At 63.6% G+C, this 20,431-nt stretch carries 11 protein-coding genes and 5 pseudogenes; 5 read left to right on the top strand and 11 right to left on the bottom strand.

What is annotated here, in order from left to right; all coding sequences use genetic code 11:
* Positions 1–25: 25 nt before the first annotated feature.
* Positions 26–2,791, bottom strand: coding sequence for a DNA gyrase subunit A (gene gyrA, locus HU719_RS03485; RefSeq protein ID WP_186535771.1), 2,766 nt, complete (start codon positions 2,789–2,791; stop codon positions 26–28).
* A 283-nt stretch (positions 2,792–3,074) separates the two neighbouring features.
* Positions 3,075–4,151 carry an S-methyl-5-thioribose-1-phosphate isomerase gene (gene mtnA / locus HU719_RS03480; RefSeq protein ID WP_186535769.1) on the bottom strand — a complete coding sequence of 359 codons (1,077 nt, stop codon included), beginning with the start codon at positions 4,149–4,151 and terminating at the stop codon, positions 3,075–3,077.
* A gap of 101 nt (positions 4,152–4,252) precedes the next feature.
* Between mtnA and HU719_RS03475 the strand changes: the two genes are divergently transcribed.
* The 4 genes from HU719_RS03475 to HU719_RS03460 all read left to right on the top strand — a co-directional run bounded on the left by HU719_RS03475 (position 4,253) and on the right by HU719_RS03460 (position 7,820).
* A complete protein-coding gene (locus tag HU719_RS03475) occupies positions 4,253–5,587 on the top strand; it encodes a TRZ/ATZ family hydrolase (protein ID WP_186535767.1) in 1,335 nt (444 codons plus the stop codon).
* Positions 5,588–5,651: 64 nt separating this feature from the next.
* The gene (ubiG, locus tag HU719_RS03470; RefSeq protein ID WP_186518156.1) at positions 5,652–6,350 is read left to right on the top strand and encodes a bifunctional 2-polyprenyl-6-hydroxyphenol methylase/3-demethylubiquinol 3-O-methyltransferase UbiG; all 699 of its coding nucleotides are present in this window, start codon (positions 5,652–5,654) and stop codon (positions 6,348–6,350) included.
* A 2-nt stretch (positions 6,351–6,352) separates the two neighbouring features.
* Positions 6,353–7,024 (top strand): N-acetylmuramic acid 6-phosphate phosphatase MupP, encoded by a 672-nt coding sequence (gene mupP / locus HU719_RS03465; RefSeq protein ID WP_186535766.1) that lies wholly within the window; start codon positions 6,353–6,355, stop codon positions 7,022–7,024.
* A gap of 55 nt (positions 7,025–7,079) precedes the next feature.
* Positions 7,080–7,820 (top strand): YciK family oxidoreductase, encoded by a 741-nt coding sequence (locus HU719_RS03460; RefSeq protein ID WP_186518158.1) that lies wholly within the window; start codon positions 7,080–7,082, stop codon positions 7,818–7,820.
* A gap of 255 nt (positions 7,821–8,075) precedes the next feature.
* Here the strand turns inward: HU719_RS03460 and HU719_RS03455 are convergent, their stop codons facing one another.
* The 7 genes and pseudogenes from HU719_RS03455 to HU719_RS03425 form a co-directional block, all read right to left on the bottom strand.
* On the bottom strand, positions 8,076–8,858 hold the full coding sequence (locus HU719_RS03455; RefSeq protein ID WP_186536984.1) for an iron-containing redox enzyme family protein: 783 nt from the start codon (positions 8,856–8,858) through the stop codon (positions 8,076–8,078).
* A 38-nt stretch (positions 8,859–8,896) separates the two neighbouring features.
* A pseudogene (locus HU719_RS03450) lies at positions 8,897–11,351 on the bottom strand (EAL domain-containing protein).
* A gap of 149 nt (positions 11,352–11,500) precedes the next feature.
* Positions 11,501–13,333: pseudogene (locus HU719_RS03445) on the bottom strand (ABC transporter ATP-binding protein).
* On the bottom strand, positions 13,326–13,958 hold the full coding sequence (locus HU719_RS03440) for a DsbA family protein (protein WP_186521373.1): 633 nt from the start codon (positions 13,956–13,958) through the stop codon (positions 13,326–13,328). The pseudogene HU719_RS03445 and the gene HU719_RS03440 overlap by 8 nt, the downstream one beginning before the upstream one ends.
* Before the next feature lie 3 nt (positions 13,959–13,961).
* Positions 13,962–14,893, bottom strand: a pseudogene (gene trhO / locus HU719_RS03435) (oxygen-dependent tRNA uridine(34) hydroxylase TrhO).
* A gap of 199 nt (positions 14,894–15,092) precedes the next feature.
* Positions 15,093–15,389, bottom strand: a complete 297-nt coding sequence (locus HU719_RS03430) for a BolA family protein (protein WP_186521376.1) — start codon at positions 15,387–15,389, stop codon at positions 15,093–15,095.
* 10 nt (positions 15,390–15,399) lie between these two features.
* Positions 15,400–15,923: pseudogene (locus HU719_RS03425) on the bottom strand (DUF2059 domain-containing protein).
* A gap of 155 nt (positions 15,924–16,078) precedes the next feature.
* Here HU719_RS03425 and HU719_RS03420 point away from each other — a divergent pair.
* A complete protein-coding gene (locus tag HU719_RS03420; RefSeq protein WP_186521380.1) occupies positions 16,079–17,473 on the top strand; it encodes a class II fumarate hydratase in 1,395 nt (464 codons plus the stop codon).
* Between the two features lie 161 nt (positions 17,474–17,634).
* Here HU719_RS03420 and HU719_RS03415 read toward each other — a convergent pair whose 3' ends face one another.
* The gene (locus HU719_RS03415) at positions 17,635–18,588 is read right to left on the bottom strand and encodes a DMT family transporter (RefSeq protein WP_186536988.1); all 954 of its coding nucleotides are present in this window, start codon (positions 18,586–18,588) and stop codon (positions 17,635–17,637) included.
* A gap of 229 nt (positions 18,589–18,817) precedes the next feature.
* Positions 18,818–20,307: pseudogene (pap, locus tag HU719_RS03410) on the bottom strand (polyphosphate:AMP phosphotransferase).
* Positions 20,308–20,431: the final 124 nt, after the last annotated feature.

Genomic DNA, 20,431 nt, shown 5'->3' with positions numbered 1-20,431 from the left:
GCCCCGTTCGGGTTGTTGCACAGGCTTACTCTTGCGGCGCCTCTTCGGCGCCGAGGTTGTCGTCGCCTGCTACATCCAGCACATCGACCTCGGCGTCTTCGCCCTCGACAATGTCGTCGAGCTCTTCCTCGGACGGCTCCTGGATACGCTCAAGGCCCACCAGCGTCTCGTCGCTTGCCAGCTTGATCAGCGTAACACCCTGGGTGTTACGGCTGAGGCTGGAAACCTCACCAACCCGTGTGCGCACCAAGGTGCCCTGGTCGGAGATCAGCATGATCTCCTCGCCTTCCTGCACCTGGATAGCGCCGATCAGCAAGCCGTTGCGCCCTTTGGTACCCATGGCGATAACGCCCTGACCACCACGGCCGCGACGCGGGAACTTGGACAGCGGCGTGCGCTTGCCAAAACCACGCTCGGAGGCGGTGAGGATCTGCGCACCGGACTCCGGGATCAGCATCGAGATGATCTGCTGGCCCTTGCCGAGCTTCATGCCGCGCACACCACGGGCGGTACGGCCCATTTCACGCACAACGCTTTCGGCGAAGCGGATCACCTTGCCGGCGTCGGAGAACATCATGACCTCCTTGGCGCCGTCGGTGATGGCCGCGGCGATCAGGGTGTCACCCTCTTTGAGCTTCAGGGCAATCAGGCCGCTGGTACGTGGGCGGGCAAACTGCGCCAGCGGGGTCTTCTTGACGGTACCGGAAGCAGTGGCCATGAAGATGTACGCACCGGTCGGCTCGGCAGCCCACTCAGGGGTATCGCCTTCTTCTTCGTCGATTTCGTCGACTTCGACCAGCTCACCCTCAAGCACGGTGTCGTCGCTGTCCTCGAGCTCTTCGTCGGGGTCTGCGTGCTGCTGCAGCGCTTCAAGGTCGATCTGCAGCATGGCGGTGATGCGCTCGCCTTCTTCAAGCGGCAGCAGGTTCACCAGCGGGCGGCCACGGGCAGCGCGGGATGCCTCGGGGATTTCGTAGGTCTTCTTCCAGTACACCTTGCCCTTGCTGGAGAACAGCAACAGGGTGGCGTGGCTGTTGGCGACCAACAGGTGCTCGATGTAGTCCTCGTCCTTGACGCCGGATGCCGACTTGCCTTTACCACCACGGCGCTGGGCCTGGTAGGCGGACAGCGGCTGGGTCTTGGCATAGCCACCATGGGAAATGGTTACCACGCGCTCTTCTTCGGGGATCATGTCGCCGTAGTTGAGGTCGTGGCTGGCATTGAGGATTTCGGTGCGGCGCACATCGCCGTACTCGGCACGAATAGCCTCGAGCTCTTCGCGGATCACTTCCATCAGGCGCGTGGCGCTGCTGAGGATGCGGATCAGCTCGCCGATCTGCGCCAGGATTTCCTGGTACTCGGCCAGCAGTTTTTCGTGCTCAAGGCCGGTCAGGCGGTGCAGACGCAGGTCAAGAATGGCCTGGGCCTGTTCCGGCGACAGGTAATACTTGCCATCACGCAGGCCGTATTGCTCGGGCAGGTCTTCCGGGCGGCACGATTCGGCGCCGGCACGCTCGACCATCACCTGCACGGCGCTGGACTCCCAGGCAGTGCTGACCAGTGCTTCCTTGGCCTCGGACGGCGTCGGCGAAGCCTTGATCATGGCGATGACCGGGTCGATGTTGGACAGCGCAACCGCCTGCCCTTCAAGGATGTGGCCACGCTCGCGTGCCTTGCGCAGTTCGAACACGGTACGCCGGGTGACGACTTCGCGGCGGTGACGCACGAACGCTTCGAGCAGGTCCTTGAGGTTCAGCAGGCGCGGCCGGCCGTCGATCAGGGCAACGATGTTGATGCCGAACACGCTCTGCAGCTGGGTTTGCTGGTAGAGGTTGTTGAGCACCACCTCCGGCACCTCGCCGCGGCGCAGCTCGATGACCACGCGCATACCGTCCTTGTCGGACTCATCGCGCAGCTCGGTGATGCCTTCGATCTTCTTCTCTTTGACCAGCTCGGCGATCTTTTCGATCAGCCGCGCCTTGTTCAGCTGGTACGGCAGCTCGGTGATGACGATCTGCTGGCGGCCACCGACCTTGTCGATGTCTTCGATGCTCGAGCGGGCGCGCATGTAGATGCGGCCACGGCCAGTGCGGTAGGCCTCGATGATGCCTTGGCGGCCGTTGATCTGGCCGGCAGTCGGGAAGTCCGGACCCGGGATGAACTGCATCAGCTCATCGACCGTGATCTCGGCGTTGTCGATCAGCGCCAGGCAGCCGTCGATGACCTCACCCAGGTTGTGCGGCGGGATGTTGGTCGCCATACCCACGGCAATACCGCTGGAACCGTTGACCAGCAGGTTGGGGATACGGGTCGGCATGACCGCAGGGATCTGCTCGGTGCCGTCGTAGTTGGGCACCCAGTCGACCGTTTCCTTGTGCAGGTCGGCCAGCAGTTCGTGGGCCAGCTTGGTCATGCGCACTTCGGTGTATCGCATGGCCGCGGCGTTGTCGCCGTCGACCGAACCGAAGTTGCCCTGACCATCGACCAGCAGGTAGCGCAGCGAGAATGGCTGCGCCATGCGCACGATGGTGTCGTACACGGCCGTATCGCCGTGCGGGTGGTACTTACCGATCACATCACCGACCACACGGGCGGATTTCTTGTACGGCTTGTTCCAGTCGTTGCCCAGCTCGCTCATCGCGAACAGCACGCGACGATGCACGGGCTTCAAGCCGTCGCGCGCATCGGGCAGTGCTCGCCCGACAATCACGCTCATCGCGTAGTCGAGGTAAGACTGTCTCAGTTCGTCTTCGATATTGACCGGTAGGATTTCTTTGGCCAGTTCGCCCATGAGAAGCCTGATTCCTTTTTCTGGTGAAACTTCGCGTGATCCCACTTGGGACGAACGAAGCTCGCCGCCGCAGCGTGAAGGGGTGCGACGACATACGACAAATCAATGAGTTGTGCCATGGATCTGCGCAATGAAAGCCGCGATAACGAGCGGCCTTGGAAACTGCCGGATGTTACCACAAAGGCCGCCCGCATGGGAGATATGGCAAGGCGCCGCATCGTGCAATCGGCCCGCTTGGCGCGCCCCCATGGCAAGGGCCGCGCCAGGCCACTGGCAAACGCCGTCAGTGCAGGCGTTTACGGCACATCAGCTGGGCAAGTTTGGCCGCATCCGGGCGCTCGACGATGCCTTTTTCGGTGACGATCACATCAATGAGGTCTGCCGGAGTGACGTCGACAACCGGGTTGTACGCCTCGATATCGGCGGTCACCTGGATGCCCGCAACTTCCAGCAACTCTTCTTCGCCGCGCACCTCCAGCGGGATGTCCTCGCCGGTGGCCAGGTTCAGGTCGATGCTGCTGCTCGGCGCCACCACCATGAAGCGCAGGCCATGGTGCATGGCAGCGACTGCCATCTGATAAGTGCCGATTTTCGCCGCCACGTCGCCATTGGCAGCGATACAGTCAACGCCGACCACCACCCAGGTAATGCCTTTGGTCTTCATCAGGTGCCCGGCGGCGGCATCGGCGACGATGGCCACCGGCACGCCGTCTGCGGCCAACTCCCAGGCGGTCAGGCGCGAGCCCTGCAGCCAGGGGCGCGACTCGCAGGCATAGACCTGCTCGACCATGCCTTCCATGGCGGCGGCGCGGATCACCGCCAGCGCCGTGCCGAAGCCCCCCGAGCCCAGCGCCCCAGCGTTGCCGTGGGTCAACAGTGCCTGCTCGCTGCCTTGATGCTTGCGGATCTGTTCCAGGCCAAACTGCGCCATGGTCAGGTTGGCTTCACGGTCGCTCTGGTGGATGGCCACCGCCTCGGCCTCCATGACCGCCAGCAGGTCGTCGCCTGGGCGTACGCGCTGCAAGCGCTCGCGCATGCGGTTGAGCGCCCAGAACAGGTTGGCCGGGGTTGGGCGTGCTTCGCCAAGCAGCAGGAAGTCCTCTTCCAGCGACTCCTCCCAGCTATCGCCCTCGGCCAGGCGCTGACGCAGGGCCAGCACCAGGCCGTAGGCTGCGCATATGCCAATGGCCGAGGCGCCGCGCACGGCCATGTCACCGATGGCCTCGGCCACCTGCGCCACGTCGGTGCAGGCCAGCCAGTGCTGCTCGAGCGGCAGCAGGCGCTGGTCGAGCAAATGCAGCGCGCCATCACGCCACTCGATGCTGGTCACCGTCTCCGCTGCCAATAGTTGCTCGCGCATCGCCACTCCCGTCACCCAGCCATCAAAAGCCGGCGATTATAGCGACCCTGCGCCCTGGACGCTCGGGTATACTGCGCGTTTCGCCCAACCGAGCCCGGTAGATGCCACGCACGCCCACCTCCACCTTGCTTGTCGACCTGCTGCTGATACCGCAATGGCTGGTGCCGGTCGAGCCTGCCGGCGTGGTGCTTGAGGGCCACGCACTGGGCATCAGTGATGGCCAGATCGCCTGGCTGGGCCCGCGCGAACGGGCGCCTCAGGCCCAGCAGGTGCGTGAGCTGCCGGGCTGCCTGCTGACCCCGGGCCTGGTCAACGCCCACGGCCACGCCGCCATGAGCCTGTTCCGCGGCCTTGCCGATGATCTGCCACTGATGACCTGGCTCAAAGAGCACATCTGGCCGGCCGAGGCACGCTGGGTCGACGAAATCTTCGTCAGCGACGGCACCGACCTTGCCATTGCCGAGCAGCTCAAGGGCGGCATCACCTGTTTTGCCGACATGTATTTCTTCCCGCGGGTCGCTTGCGAACGCGTGCAGCAAAGCGGCATCCGCGCACAGGTCGCCGCGCCCTTGCTGGACTTCCCCATCCCTGGGGCGGCCAGCGTCGATGAGGGCCTGCACCAGGCTATCGAGCTGTTTGGCGAGCTGCGTGACCACCCACGCATCCGCATGGCCCTTGGCCCGCATGCGCCGTACACGCTCAGCGATGCCAGCCTTGAGAAAATCCGCATCGTCGCCGACCAGCTGGACGCGCCGGTGCATATGCACATCCACGAGACTGCCGGCGAAGTCGAGCAGGCACTTGCCGACAGCGGCGAACGGCCACTGGCCCGCCTCGCCCGCCTTGGCTTGCTCGGCCCCAACCTGCAGGCCGTGCACATGACCCAGGTCAGCGACGATGATCTGGCGCTGCTGGTAGAAAGCAACACCAGCGTGGTCCACTGCCCCGAGAGCAACCTCAAGCTGGCCAGTGGCTTCTGCCCGGTGGAGCGCCTGTGGCAGGCCGGGGTGAACGTGGCGGTCGGCACCGACGGCGCGGCCAGCAACAACGACCTCGACCTGCTCGGCGAAACCCGCACCGCAGCCCTGCTGGCCAAGGCCGTGGCAGGTTCGGCCACCGCACTGGATGCCCACCGCGCCTTGCGCATGGCCACCCTCAACGGCGCCCGGGCGCTGGGGCTTGAAGCAATATGCGGCTCGCTGGAGGTCGGCAAGGCTGCCGACGTGGTGGCGTTCGACTTGTCGGGCCTGCTGCAACAACCGGTGCATGACCCGGTCTCACAATTGATCTACGCGACCGGTCGCGACTGCGTCAAAGACGTCTGGGTCGCCGGCCAGCCCTTGCTGCTGGACCGCCACCTGACGCAAATGGATGAAGCGGCGCTTGCGGCCAATGCCCGCGCCTGGGGCGCGCGCATCGCCGGGCGCCAGGAATGAACAGCCACACGCCTTGGCGTGTGGCTGTGACAGTATTTATAGAAGCTTTCAGAGGACTGTTCAGATGAGCAACGTCGACCACGCCGAAATCGCCAAATTCGAAGCCCTGGCACACCGCTGGTGGGACCGCGAAAGCGAGTTCAAGCCGCTGCACGACATCAACCCGCTGCGGGTCAACTGGATCGATGAGCGGGTCAGCCTGGCTGGCAAGAAGGTGCTGGACGTCGGTTGCGGCGGCGGCATTCTCAGCGAAGCCATGGCCCAGCGCGGCGCCAGCGTCACCGGCATCGACATGGGCGAGGCACCGCTGGCCGTGGCCCGCCTGCACCAGTTGGAGTCGGGCGTCGAGGTCGAGTACCGGCAGATCACCGCCGAAGCCCTGGCCGAGGAAATGCCCGAGCAGTTCGACGTGGTCACCTGCCTTGAAATGCTCGAACACGTCCCCGACCCGTCTTCGGTAATCCGCGCCTGCTACCGCATGGTCAAGCCGGGCGGCCAGGTGTTCTTCTCCACTATCAACCGCAACCCCAAGGCGTACTTGCTGGCCATCATCGGCGCCGAGTACATCCTCAAGATGCTGCCGCGCGGTACCCACGACTTCAAGAAATTCATCCGCCCTTCCGAGCTTGGCGCCTGGAGCCGTGTGGCCGGCCTTGAAGTGAAGGACATCATCGGCTTGACCTACAACCCGCTGACCAAGCACTACAAGCTGAGCAACGACGTTGACGTCAACTACATGATCCAGACCCTGCGCGAGGAATGAGCATGCGCCTTCGAGCAGTACTCTTCGACATGGACGGCACGCTGCTGGACACCGCGCCGGACTTCATCGCCATCTGCCAGGCGATGCTTGCCGAGCGCGGCCTGCCTGCGGTCGATGACGCGCGTATTCGCGGGGTGATTTCCGGTGGCGCCCGCGCCATGGTCGCCGCCACCTTCGACATGGCCCCTGAGGCCGAAGGTTTCGAGGCCCTGCGCCTGGAGTTCCTGGAGCGCTATCAGCACGACTGCGCGGTGCACAGCAAGCTGTTCGACGGTATGGCCGAGCTGCTCGCCGATATCGAGCAAGGCAATATGCTGTGGGGCGTGGTCACCAACAAGCCGCTGCGCTTCGCCGAGCCGATCATGCAGCGCCTGGGCCTGGCCGAGCGCTCGGCGCTGCTGATCTGCCCGGACCACGTGAAGAACAGCAAGCCCGACCCCGAGCCGCTGATCCTGGCCTGCAACACCCTCAAGCTGGACCCGGCCAGCGTCTTGTTCGTCGGTGACGACCTGCGCGATATCGAGTCCGGGCGTGACGCCGGCACTCGCACCGCCGCCGTGCGCTATGGCTATATTCATCCGCAGGACAACCCCAACAACTGGGGGGCAGATGTGGTGGTGGACCACCCGCTGGACCTGCGCAAGGTGATCGACAGCGCGCTGTGCGGCTGCTGAGTTGCAACGGCTGCAGGCGTTAGCCGCAGCCCCCGGAGAAAACAGGGAAATCTCAATGTTCGACTACACCGCCCGCCCCGACCTGCTCAAAGGCCGCATCATCCTGGTCACCGGCGCCGGCCGTGGCATCGGCGCTGCCGCCGCCAAGGCGTATGCCGCACTGGGTGCCACCGTGCTGCTGCTGGGCAAGACCGAAGCCAACCTCAACGAGGTCTACGACCAGATCGAGGCCGCCGGCCATCCACAGCCTGCGGTGATCCCGTTCAACCTGGAAACCGCCCTGCCCCACCAGTACGACGAGTTGGCGGTAATGATCGAGGAGCAGTTCGGGCGCCTCGACGGGCTGCTCAACAATGCCTCGATCATCGGCCCACGCACGCCGACCGAGCAGTTGTCGGGCGATAACTTCATGCGTGTGATGCACGTCAACGTCAATGCCACGTTCATGCTGACCAGCACACTGCTGCCGCTGCTCAAGCTGTCCGAGGATGCCTCGGTGGTGTTCACCTCCAGCAGCGTCGGGCGCAAGGGCCGGGCCTACTGGGGCGCCTACGGCGTATCGAAGTTCGCCACCGAAGGCCTGATGCAGACCTTGGCCGACGAGCTCGAAGGTGTGGCGCCGGTGCGCTCCAACAGCATCAACCCCGGCGCTACCCGCACCGCCATGCGCGCCCAGGCGTACCCGAGCGAGAACCCGCAGAACAACCCGCTGCCTGAAGAAATCATGCCGGTTTACCTGTATTTGATGGGGCCGGATAGCAAGGCAGTGAATGGCCAGGCGCTGAACGCGCAGTAAGGTGAGTGATTGCCGGGGCTGCTATGCAGCCCATCGCAGGCCCCGCTCAACCGCACCATTGCTGGTTGGACCCAATCCTGTGGGAAATGATAGAGAGTTGTGGCGAGCGGGCTTGTCCCGCGTTGGGCTGCGCAGCAGCCCCTTGGCTTTCAGGGCTGCTGCGCAGCCCAACGCGGGACAAGCCCGCTCGCCACAAGGAGATATGTCTGGCGAAAACAGGGGTGTACAAAACCATGGGGGGATCCCCACGGTAACTTACCCCGCCGCCAACGCCGGGCGCAGGCGCCCTTGCTGGCGGCCCTCGGTCTGCATGCAGCGTTCCAGGAACAGGAACATGCAGTCGTAGCTCTTGCAAATGGCTCGCCGCAGCTCGGTACGCAGCCCCAGGGTTGGGTTTTCACCAACCAAGGTACAGATGATCTCCAACGCCTCCCAAGGGTGCGCATCGTCATACTGCGCGTGCATCTTCAGCCACTTCATCGCGCGCTTGCGCCCCTCCTCCGGGAAGCCCTCGGCGTAGCCCCCCGCACACACCACCGCCGACCACTCACCCGTGGCGCCCTCGATGGCGTAATTGGTCGCAGCCATGGCAATCGCCAGCGACTCGGTACTGCACACGCGCCAGCACCAATCATTGAGGCCATTGAGCTCGGGCGGTACTTCCTGGGCCTGCAACTCATGCAAATGAATGCCATGGGCCTGACACCAGTGCACCCAGTAATCGGCATGGTTGAGTTCAACACGGATATTGCGCATCAACCAGCGCCGCGCCATATCCTCGCCCGCATGGCGGCCATAGCGGGTCTTGGTCAGGTTATGGGCCATATACAGCGAGAACTGCTCAACCACCGGCCAGCCACCAATCAAGTATTGGCGAATGGTCGCCGGGCGCAATTGCCCGTCGCGCAGGCGTTGATAGAACTCATGTTCCACCACCCGGCGCTTGCTTTCGCGACAATCATTAATCAGTTGTTGGGCCCAGTCTGGATAACTGGCCGGATCCATCAATGGTCCAATCCTTATGAACGCATCAATCACTGTCGACTCCTTGGTTCCCTGTGAAGTCCGGGCGCAGCTTAGCGAAAGGTCCCTGGCGCCCGGTGTAACAGGGGCCTCGCCGCAATCCGTTGGCGCTGCAAGCTGTCGCAGGTAAGCACTTGCGGGCGTTCGATGAGATAGCCCTGGGCGTAGTCAACGCCGATTTCCTGCAACGCCTGCTCGATGAGCGGCGTCTCGACAAACTCGGCAATGGTCCGTTTGCCCATGACGTGGCCAATGTGATTGATCACTTCGACCATCGCCCGGTTGATCGGGTCGTCGAGCATGTCTTTGACGAAACTTCCGTCGATCTTCAGGAAGTCTACAGGCAAATGTTTCAAATAGGCGAATGACGACATCCCGGCGCAGAAGTCATCCAACGAGAATTTGCAGCCCAAACCTTTCAATTCATTAATAAAGCGAATCGCACTTCCCAAATTGGCGATAGCGCTGGTTTCGGTTATTTCAAAACAGATTAAGCGAGGCGGAATGTCGTACTCGGCAAACAGCCGGTGCAGGTACTCAAGGAACTTGTCATCGCCAATACTGGTACCCGAAAGGTTGATCGCGCAGACCGCCAACGGCCCTTCACGGCCTTCATCCAGGCACTGCCGGATGACCTGGAACACGCCGCGCACCACCCAACGGTCGAGCGCGGTCATCAGGCCGTAGCGCTCGGCAGCGGGGATGAAACTGTCCGGCAGGATGGTGCGGCCGCTTTCATCGTGCAGGCGTAGCAGAATCTCGATATGGCCGGTTTCATCCTGCCCGCGCAACGGCGCGATTTCCTGGGCATAGAGGCAAAAGCGGTTTTCTTCCAGCGCCACGTGCAGGCGTTGTATCCAGGCCATTTCGCCAAAGCGCATGGACAATTCGCTATCGTCGGCGTGGTACACCTGTACCCGGTTGCGGCCCTTTCCTTGGCCATGTAGCAGGCCATGTCGGCGGCGCGTAGCGAGGCTTCAAGCGTGTTCGGCGCCTGGGCAATATGCACCAGGCCAATGCTGACGGTGGTCACGAACGGCCTGCCCTTCCACACGAAGTGCAGGCTCTGCACCGCCTGGCGCAGTTGCTCGGCGATGCGCTCGGCCTGCTCGGGCGCGCAGCTTTCGAGCAGGATGCCAAACTCATCGCCGCCCAGCCGGGCCAGGGTGTCGCCCTCACGCAAGCCTGACTGCAACACCGCGCAAATATGACGCAGCAGTTCATCACCTGCTGCATGGCCACAGGTGTCGTTTACCAACTTGAACTGGTCCAGGTCCAGGAACATCAGCGAATGCCGACCTGCCTGGCGCGACAGCACATTGAGCGCCTGCTCCAGGCGGTATTCGAACTCGCGGCGGTTGGCCAGGCCCGTCAGGGCGTCATGGGTCGCCTGCCATGACAGGTTGGCGATGTACTGGCGTTCCTGGGTCATGTCATGCAGCACGATGACCATGCCACTGATCTGGCCATCGGTCAGAATCGACGAGCCGACCAGGTTGACCGACACCGTGCTGCCGTCCAGACGCTGGATCAAGCGGGCATGCTCGGCGCCACCCTTGAGGCTGCCATTGAGCACCTGCTCGACCAAGGTGGGGCTGCGCGCTCGGCGCCTTCCTCCAGCAGGCTGAACAGTGCCGACAGCGGCAAGCCCTGGGCCTGGCCTGCCTGCCAGTGGGTGAGGTGCTCGGCGGCTGGGTTCATGTAGGCGATGCAGCCGTCGACGTCGGTGGTGATCACCGCATCGCCAATCGAGCCGAGCGTGATCTGCGCCCGCTCCTGTTCCTCTTGCAGGGCACTGGCAAATGCCTGGCGCTGGGCCAGCAGCTTGCTCGAGCGGCGCCAGGCCATGGTAATCAAGAACAACGCGGTGATCAGGTTGGTCAGCATCAGCACCTTGAGCAGCACCCGCGAGCCTTCACCGAGGGCGTCACTGAAGGCTTTCGCCGCCGGCGTTACGCCGTCGTTGATGGCGACGATGCGCGCCTTCCAGTCGGTCACCTGGCGGGCATCGACCGCGCCGGTGGCAAAGCCCTGGCGCATCTGCCCGGCCAGCACATCGAGCTGGCTCAGGTAATCGTCGCCGATGTCCCAGTAGTCGATGGCCGTCTGCAGGTAGCTGACATTGCGAAAGTTGCGGTAGAACCAGATGATCCGGGCCACATCCTCAGGGTGGTTGCCGCCTTGCAGGATGCCTTGGCGTGCAGCCTCAAGGTCGGGCACCGGCTGATCGAGGGCAACGCGCAGCTCGCGGTCGCCCTGGGGCACCAGAATGGCCTGGCGATAACGCTGGTAGGTGAGCGGGTGGCGGTCGTCGGCGTACAGGCTCAGGTAGTAGATGGCGTCTTTCTGCGCCTTGGACCACAGGCTCTCGCCGGCAACATAGGCGCGCATCGCAGACAAGGCATAAAGGCTCAGGCTGCCCAGCAGCACCTGGAACGCTACAACGGCGACAAACGGCCAGATAATGCCCAGCAGCCGTGGCGCTTCGAGAGTCCGATTTCCCTTCATGTAATCCCTGTCACTGCGGCAGATAAGGCACGAATCGACCTAGACATCGCTCAGCGTAGGCCATTTGCTCTGAAGCAGCGACAAGTGGCGAGCGGCAAGCGACAAGAAAAAGCAGTGCCGCTGCAGTTGGAGGTTTGCCGCCGATTCGCTCAGGTCTGCTGCAGATGGCCGTAGAGCTTGGCGTAAAGCCCGCCGTCGGCGATCAACTGCTGATGGTCGCCGTCCTCCGCCACGCGGCCGCCGTCGAATACCAGCACACGGTCGGCCTGTTTAACGGCCGACAGACGGTGGGCGATGATCAGGGTGGTGCGCCCGCTCAGAAAGCGCGCCAGCGCCTGGTGCAGGTTGTACTCGGTGGCGGCATCCAGCGCCGAGGTGGCTTCGTCGAGGATCACCACCTTCGGCTCGGCCAGTACCATGCGGGCGATGGCCAGGCGTTGGCGCTGCCCGCCCGACAGGCGCACGCCGGAGCGCCCGACGATGCTGTCCAGGCCCTGAGGCAGTGCGGCGATGGTCGCATCGAGCTGGGCGATACGCAGCGCCTGCCAGCAGGCCTCGTCGCTGCACTCGCGGCCCATGGTCAGGTTGGCGCGCACGCTGTCGTTGAACAACGACGGGTGCTGCAGCACCACTGCGACGTTTTCACGCAGGGTTTCCAGGCCGATTTCCTGAAGGCTGGCGCCGCCAAAGCGGATGGTCCCGGCCTGTGCGCTGTACAGCCCCAGCAGCAACTGCACCAAGGTGCTCTTGCCGCCGCCACTGGCGCCGACGATTGCCACCTTTTCGCCAGGGGCGATGGCCAGGTTCAGTTGGTCCAGCACCGGTTCATCGGCATAGGCAAAGCGCAGGTCACGCACTTCGATGCCGACCGTTTCGCGGGCGCTGAACGGGTCGCAGGCCGCGGCGTACTGCGGCTCGTCAGCCCGCGACAGCAGCTCGTTGAGGCGGCTCAGGGCGCCACCTGCGGCGTAATAGGCGTATTGCAGGTTGAGCAGTTGCTCCACCGGGCCAATCATGAACCACAGGTAGCTGAACACCGCCAGCATCTGGCCGATGGACAGGTCGGAAAACAGCACGGTGAGCATGGCCGCCGCGCGGAAAATGTCGATGCCGAACTGGAACAATAGCCCGCTGGGCGCGGCCGCTGGCGTCGCTCTTCCACTGCGAGGCCACCGCATAGTCGCGCACTTCACGGGCGCGCAGGCCAAGCCGGCCAAGGAAGTAACCCTGGCGGTTGCTCGCGCGGATTTCCTGGATGGCATCGAGGGTTTCGGTCAACGCCTGGGTAAAGCGCCCGGTGCTGTCGTTTTCGAGCTTTTTCAGGTGCTTGACGCGCTTGCCCAACTGCACGGTGAAAAAGATCACCAGCGGGTTGAACAGCAAAATCAGCAACGCCAGCTTCCAGTGCATCCACATCAGGATGGCCGCGGTGCCGGTGAGGGTCAGCATCGCCACCAGGAAGCGGCTCAAGGTTTCGCCGACAAATTTGTCGAGGGTGTCCAGGTCGGTGACCAGATGGGTGGTCACGGTACCGCTGCCCAGGCTTTCGTATTCCTTGAGCGAGATGCGCTTGAGCCGTTCGATCAGGCGGATGCGCAAGCGGTAGACGATGTCCTTGGCCAGGCCCGCGAACAACCTGGCTTGCACCACGTTGCAGGCCAGCGCCGAGACGCGCAGGCACAAGGTGGCGCAGAGCATCAGGCCAATATAGCCGGCCGGCACCTGCCAGCCAGCGGGCAGCAGGTTGTTCATCCACTTCAGCGCCGCGTCACCATTGCCCAGCAGCACTTCATCGACCAGCAGCGGCAGCAACAGCGGAATCGGCACGCTGCACAGTGCGGCGAACACCGCTACCAGGTTGGCGCTCCACAGGGCCTTTTATGCTGCAGCGCCAGGCGGCGGATTTCGGCCCAGCTCAGGCGATCTGGCGCCGCCGGCGGCTGCCCTGGTGTCGGGCCGGGCGAGCCTGGCGCATCAAGCACAGGCGGCCTGCTGCAGCCAGCGAGCAAGCAAAGGTTGCAGGCTCTCCAGGGGTTGGTAGCCATTGGTCACCAACGCCAACTGGCCGTTGCGCTCGGCCAGCAGCGTCGGGAAGCCGGCAATACCCAGGTCTCGGGCCCAGGCGATATCGTCGACCGTGGCCTTACGCACCTGCGGGCAGGCGAACTGCTGGGCAAACGGCTCGCGGGCAAAGCCTGCCTGCTCGGCCAGGTCGACCAGTTGCGGGGCGCGGGTGACGTCGATGCCCTGCTCGTAGAACCCGTGCTGGATCAGCTTGAGCAACGCCCACATGCGCGGCTCGTCAAGCTCGCGGGCAGCTACCAGGGCGCGGCAGGCAGGCTCGGTGTCGTAGACAAAACCGTCGGGCATCGCGCCTTCGAAGCTGAACGGCTGCCCGGTGGCATCCTGCACCGCCTGCCAGTGCTCAAGGATGTACTTGCGCGTCGAGGTATCCAGCGCACTGCTGCCGCTGCGCAGCCCGCCTGGCACCAGGTGGGTGGCCACCCCGGCCTCGCGCGCCTGGGCGAACAGGGCCTCGGCCACTGGGGCAAAACCCCAGCACCAGGAGCACATCGGGTCCATCACATAGAGCAGGCGTGCGGACATCGGTCAGGCCTCGGCTTTGTAGTTGAAACCGATCGGGTGTGGCAGGTTGCGCGCCTTGGCCAGTTCGATCTGCTTTTGCCGGTCGATGGCACTGCGGCGGGTCTTCTCACTGAGGGTGTCCCAGCAATGCGGGCAGCTCACGCCAGGCGAGTAATGCTCGGACTCGCGGTCCTTGGCATCGACCGGGTGGCGGCAGGCGTGGCACTGGTCGTACTCGCCCTCGCTGAGGTCGTGGCGCACGGTGACGCGGTTGTCGAACACGAAGCAGTCGCCGTCCCACAGGCTTTCTTCCTGAGGCACCTCTTCGAAGTACTTCAGCACCCCACCCTTGAGATGATAGACGGCTTCGAAGCCCTCACCGAGCATGTAGCTGGAGGCTTTTTCGCAGCGGATACCGCCGGTGCAGAACATCGCCACCTTCTTGTGTTTGGCGGGGTCGAAGTTGGCCTTGATGTACTCGGGGAACTCGCGGAAGGTCTCGGTCTTGGGGTCGACCGCGCCCTTGAAGGTGCCGATGGCCACTTCGTAGTCGTTGCGGGTGTCGATCAGCAGTACTTCGGGGTCGCTGATCAGCGCGTTCCAATCCTTGGGCTCGACGTAGGTGCCGACGGCTTTGTTCGGGTCGACGCCCGGCACGCCCAGGGTGACGATCTCTTTTTCAGCTTGACCTTGGTGCGGTAGAACGGTTGTTCGTCGCAGTACGACTCTTTATGGTCGATGTCGACCATGCGCGGGTCGTTGCGCAGCCAGGCCAGCAGGCCGTCGATGCCTTCGCGGGTGGCGGACACGGTACCGTTGATACCCTCTTCAGCCAGCAGCAGCGTGCCTTTGACGTTGTTGTCGAGCATTGCCTTGAGCAGGGGCTCGCGCAGTTCGACGTAGTCTGTGAGGGTGACGAATTTGTACAGCGCCGCCACGACGATCGGTTGGGTCATTTGCGTTGAATCTCCAGGTGGCTGCCCTCGTAAGGGGCGAACCGGGCGTTTACATGAACAGGGTTGGGGCTGCCCCGCTTTCGCGACAAAAGGCCGCTCCCACAAAGACATTGCTGCCTGTGCAGGAGCGGCCTGGTGCCGCGATGGGCCCGCAGCGGCCCCGAAGGATGGCGAAGTCTAGCAGAATCCCTGGCGGGAATCAGTGCCCGCCGCCTGCGCACACCGGCGAAGCCGGCGCCACCCCAACCACTGCCCACTCTTCAGGGGTGTAGGTGTGGATGGCCAGGGCATGGATCTGCCCCATCAGCTCGCCCATGGTGGCGTAGACCTTCTGGTGGCGCTTGACGCTGTTGAGCCCGGCAAACTGCGCGCTGACCAGCACGGCTTTGTAGTGCGACTCCTGGCCACGGCTATGCATGTGGCTTTCGTTGTGCACTTCAAGGTGCTGGTCACCCAGCGCGGCCAGTTGCTGCTCGATACGTTGCTGCATGCTCATCGCGTCAGGCTCACTTCTTGGCAGGCGCTACGGCTTTGCCGGCGTTCGGGTCGAGTTCCTTGGTCATGTCGTCAAGCAGCTTGTTGACCACAGGTACCGCAGGTTCCAGGCTCTGCTGGGTCAGCTGGGCCGACGCTGGGTAACCTTGGGCATTTCACGCAGGACTTTCTTGCCCAGCGGCGACTCGTAGAACTTGACCAGGTCGTTGAGCTCGGCCTCGGTGAAGGTCGCGGTGTACAGGTTGACCATTTGCGGCTTGAGCTTTTTCCAGCCAATGGCGTTGTCCAGGGCAGCATTGGCCTTGGCGGTGTAGCTGTCGAGGACGTTCTTCTTGGTGGCCGGTGCCTTGGTTTGCTCGAAGCGCTGGGCAAACATCTGCTGGACCTGCATGTACACCGGGGTACCCAGCTTGTCGGCATTGGCCAGGGTCAGGAATTTCTCGGCGGCAGCGTTGTGGCTGGCAGTTGCGGCGAGTACCTGGCCGCTGGCGCAAACCAGGGCAACGGCGGCACAGAGGACACGGAGACGGGTCATTGCATTTCCTTCAAGAAAGGGAGGCGGGTACCTCAGAGTAGAGCATTCTGCGCCGTGGTGGCGATGTGCTCAAGTGGCACGACGAGCGACTGAACCGCTCGGTCGATTCAGGGCCTAAACTGCGAGTTCTGGTTAATTCAAGGAGAGCGCGCAGCATGAGCCGTATCGAGACAGACAGCCTGGGCCCGGTCGAAGTTCCTGAGCAGGCCTACTGGGGCGCGCAGACACAGCGCTCGCTGATCAACTTCGCCATCGGCAGCGAACGCATGCCGCTGGCGGTGCTGCACGCCCTGGCGCTGATCAAGAAAGCCGCCGCCCGGGTCAACGACCGTAATGGCGACCTGCCCGCCGACATCGCCCGGCTGATCGAACAGGCTGCCGATGAAGTGCTCGCTGGCACCCACGACGATCAATTCCCGCTGGTGGTATGGCAGACCGGCAGCGGCACGCAAAGCAACATGAACGTCAACGAGGTGATTGCCGGGCGTGCCAACGAGCTGGCAGGCCAAGGCCGCGGCGGTAAGGCGCCGGTGCACCCCAACGACCACGTCAACCGCTCGCAAAGTTCCAACGACTGCTTCCCTACCGCCATGCACATCGCAGCCGTGCAAGCGGTGCACAACCAACTGCTGCCCGCGGTCGCCGAGCTGTCTTCCGGGCTGGCCGAGCTGTCAGCCCGCCATCACCAGTTGGTCAAAACCGGCCGCACACACATGATGGATGCCACGCCCATCACCTTCGGCCAGGAAGTCTCGGCGTTCGTCGCCCAGCTCGACTACGCCCAGCGCGCTATCCGCGCCACCTTGCCGGCGGTGTGCGAGTTGGCCCAGGGCGGTACGGCGGTGGGCACCGGGCTGAATGCCCCGCACGGGTTTGCCGAAGCCATCGCCGCAGAGCTGGCGGCGCTGTCGGGCCTGCCTTTCGTCACCGCGCCGAACAAGTTCGCCGCCCTCGCCGGGCACGAGCCACTCACCAGCCTGGCCGGTGCGCTCAAAACCTTGGCCGTGGCGCTGATGAAAATTGCCAACGACCTGCGTCTGCTCGGCTCCGGCCCGCGCGCCGGGCTTGCCGAAGTGCGCCTGCCGGCCAACGAGCCGGGCAGCTCGATCATGCCTGGCAAGGTCAACCCGACCCAGTGTGAGGCGTTGTCGATGCTGGCCTGCCAGGTGCTTGGCAACGATGCGGCGATTGCCTTTGCGGCAAGCCAGGGGCACCTGCAGTTGAACGTGTTCAAGCCGGTGATCATCCACAACCTGTTGCAGTCGATCACCTTGCTCGCCGATGGCTGCCGTAATTTCCAGGAGCATTGCGTGGCCGGCATCGAGCCCGACCCCGCGCAAATGGCCGCCCACCTGGAGCGCGGGTTGATGCTGGTAACGGCGCTGAACCCGCACATTGGTTATGACAAGGCAGCAGAAATCGCCAAGAAGGCTTACAACGAAGGCAAGACCCTGCGCGAGGCCGCACTTGCGCTCGGCTACCTGAGCAATGAGCAGTTCGATGAATGGGTAAGGCCGGAGAATATGCTCGCGCCGGGTGGCAAGGGCTGACCTGCGGTGCCGGGGCTGCTCTACGCGGTTGGTGTAGGAGCGGCCTTGTGTCGCGAACAGGGCCGTATAGCGGCCCCGGCGATATCAATGTGAAGCACAGATTTCAGGGGCGCTTCGCCCCCTTTCGCGACACAAGGCCGCTCCTACAGTGGCGCCATATTTCACCCAGCCCGCGCCGCCCTCGCCCGCCAGCCGGCCACAATCGACGGCCCAAGGGCAACCAAGGCCGAGCCGAGCACCACCGTCAACGCGCCGAAATAACCCAGCGCGTTGATGTCCTCGGCATGCACATAGTCAGGCCACAGCCAGGCCGCAATGGCCACGGCCACAAAGGTCACCAGCGGCGTCAAGGCAAGGGTCGCGCTGACCCGCGAAGCTTCCCAGTGCGCCAAGGCTTCGGCGAATGCGCCATAGGCCACCAGGGTATTCAGGCAGCACGCCAGCAGCAGCCAACCCTGCAACGGGCTCAGTTGCAACGCCTCCAACGGGTGTACCCACGGCGTCAGCAGGGCCGCACAGCCGATATAGATCACCATCATCACCTGCTGCGAGTTCCAGACCGTCAGCAGCTGCTTCTGGCTCAGCGCATAGAACACCCAGATGCTGGTGGCCAACACCACCGTCAGCACCCCGGTGGTGTAGGTACCGAGCGAGCCCAGCAACTCTGCCAGGCGCTGATTGAAGAACAGCCCGAAGCCCGCCAGCAACACCACCAGACCAATGCCTTGGCCGACGCTGAAACGCTCCTTGAACACAAACACGCTGGCCACCAGCAACAGCACCGGCCCCAGTTGCACCACCAGTTGTGCAGTGCCGGGGCTGAGCAGCTTGAGGCCGACCAGGTACAACACGTAGTTGCCCAAAAGCCCGAATATCGCCACCACCACCAAACCCTTGCGCTTGTGGCCCAGTGCGCTGAACGAGGGCAGCCGCCGATTGGCCGCAAGCCATACGAACAGCAATGTGCCAGACACCGTCAGGCGGTACCAGGTGACGGTCACCGGGTCCATCACTTGCAGCACCTGTTTGAGCTTGATGGGCAAGATGCCCCAGAGCAGCGCAGTCAGCAGGGCAAGCAGCAGGCCGAAGACCCAACGGCCAGAAGTGGTGTGCATGGTGTCCTCGATCAGGCCCGGGGTGGGGGTGACTTGATTCTAGGGGCTTGATGCAAGTTGCTGGGGACTGGATGCGGGAAAAGAATTCATTGGGTCATTCCTTGAAGGCATGGCCGCAACAAAACGTGGGAGCGGGCTTGCCCCGCGATGGCAGGACCATTGATCGCGGGGCAAGCCCGCTCCCACAAAGACGGCCCCCACAAGCCCGCTCACGGCAGAAAATCGCGGCCTACTTCTTGTCCTTGGCGAATGCGTCTTCCAGCGCCTGGTTGATGGTACGCAGCACTTTTACCCGCGCCCAGCGCTTGTCGTTGGCCTCAACCAGCGTCCAGGGTGCAATCTCGGTGCTGGTGCGGTCGACCATATCGCCTACCGCCTCGCTATACACATCCCACTTTTCGCGGTTGCGCCAGTCTTCCTCGGTGATTTTGTAGCGTTTGAACGGAATCTGCTCACGTTCCTCAAAGCGCTCAAGCTGGGTCTGCTGGTCGATCGACAACCAGAACTTCACCACCACAATGCCGGCATTGCGTAACTGCTCTTCGAAATCATTGATTTCGCCATAGGCACGCATCCAGTCCGCCGGCGTGCAAAACCCCTCGACCCGCTCCACCAGCACCCGGCCATACCAGGAGCGGTCAAAGATGGTGAACTTGCCGCGCGCCGGGATATGCCGCCAGAACCGCCACAGGTAAGGCTGCGCGCGCTCCTCTTCTGTGGGCGCGGCAATCGGCACGATGCGGTATTGGCGCGGGTCCAGCGCCGCCGCCACGCGGCGGATCGCGCCGCCCTTGCCGGCGGCATCGTTGCCTTCGAACACGGCCACCAGGGCGTGCTTGCGCATGTGCTTGTTGCGCAACAGGCCGGCCAGGCGCGCCTGCTCGGTGACCAGTTGTTCTTCGTAATCGCGTTTGTCCAGGCGCAGGGTCATGTCCAGCGCACCGAGCAGGCTCTTGTCGTCGATACTGCGCCCCAGCGGCGCCACATTGCCTTCATGTTTGCGCGGTTTGTTGGCAAGCGCCGCCTGCAGGCTTTCGAGCAGGATGCGCCCCACCGCCAGGCTGCGGTAATGCGGGTCGACGCCCTCAACCACATGCCAGGGCGCATAGTCGCGGCTGGTGCGGCGCAGCACGCGCTCGCCAAAGCGCACGAAACGGTCGTAGGTTTCGGACTGCTGCCAGTCCAGCGGGCTGATGCGCCAGTTGTGCAGCGGGTCCTGCTTGAGGGCCTTGAGCCGCGCCTTCATCTGTTTTTCGACAGGTGGAACCAGAACTTGATGATCAACGCGCCTTCATCGCAGAGCATTTGCTCCAGGCGCTCGGCACCGGCAATCGCCTGGTCCAGCACGGCGTCCTTGAAGCGGCCATGCACGCGGCCTTCGAGCATCTGGCTGTACCAGTTGCCAAAGAACACGCCCATGCGCCCCTTCGGCGGCAGCGCGCGCCAGTAGCGCCAGGCCGGCGGGCGGGCGAGTTCTTCGTCGGTCTGCTGGTCGAAAGTGCGCACCTCGATCAGGCGCGGGTCCATCCACTCGTTGAGCAGCTTGACCGTCTCGCCCTTGCCGGCGCCTTCGATGCCGTTGATCAGCACGATCACCGGGAAACGCGACTGCTGCTTGAGCTCGTACTGGGCTTCGAGCAGTGCCTCGCGCAGGGCTGGCACCTCGGTTTCAAAGGTTTCCTTGTCGATGCTGTGACCGATTTCGGCGGATTCGAACATGGATGGCTCCTTCACTGGATAACCAAGACTAGCGGAAATCCTGCCTGCCTGTAACGGCGTGGCGGCCCGCTTGCCCGGTAATCCTGGCAATGGCGTAAAATCGCCCATCCGCCGCTACCGAGCC

Origin of the sequence: Pseudomonas farsensis, assembly GCF_014268805.2 — a bacterium.
GTDB lineage: Bacteria > Pseudomonadota > Gammaproteobacteria > Pseudomonadales > Pseudomonadaceae > Aquipseudomonas > Aquipseudomonas farsensis.
Note: the sequence above shows the minus strand (reverse complement) of the source record. Positions and strands in the feature narration are given on the sequence as shown.

What these genes read in the sequence shown, in the direction of transcription:
- HU719_RS03420 (WP_186521380.1), top strand. Translation starts at nt 16,079, where the DNA reads ATGAGCCGTATCGAGACAGACAGCCTGGGCCCGGTCGAAGTTCCTGAG.
- mtnA (WP_186535769.1), bottom strand. Translation starts at nt 4,151, where the DNA reads ATGCGCGAGCAACTATTGGCAGCGGAGACGGTGACCAGCATCGAGTGG.
- mupP (WP_186535766.1), top strand. Translation starts at nt 6,353, where the DNA reads ATGCGCCTTCGAGCAGTACTCTTCGACATGGACGGCACGCTGCTGGAC.
- HU719_RS03475 (WP_186535767.1), top strand. Translation starts at nt 4,253, where the DNA reads ATGCCACGCACGCCCACCTCCACCTTGCTTGTCGACCTGCTGCTGATA.
- HU719_RS03430 (WP_186521376.1), bottom strand. Translation starts at nt 15,389, where the DNA reads ATGAGCATGCAGCAACGTATCGAGCAGCAACTGGCCGCGCTGGGTGAC.
- ubiG (WP_186518156.1), top strand. Translation starts at nt 5,652, where the DNA reads ATGAGCAACGTCGACCACGCCGAAATCGCCAAATTCGAAGCCCTGGCA.
- HU719_RS03460 (WP_186518158.1), top strand. Translation starts at nt 7,080, where the DNA reads ATGTTCGACTACACCGCCCGCCCCGACCTGCTCAAAGGCCGCATCATC.
- HU719_RS03440 (WP_186521373.1), bottom strand. Translation starts at nt 13,958, where the DNA reads ATGTCCGCACGCCTGCTCTATGTGATGGACCCGATGTGCTCCTGGTGC.
- HU719_RS03415 (WP_186536988.1), bottom strand. Translation starts at nt 18,588, where the DNA reads ATGCACACCACTTCTGGCCGTTGGGTCTTCGGCCTGCTGCTTGCCCTG.
- gyrA (WP_186535771.1), bottom strand. Translation starts at nt 2,791, where the DNA reads ATGGGCGAACTGGCCAAAGAAATCCTACCGGTCAATATCGAAGACGAA.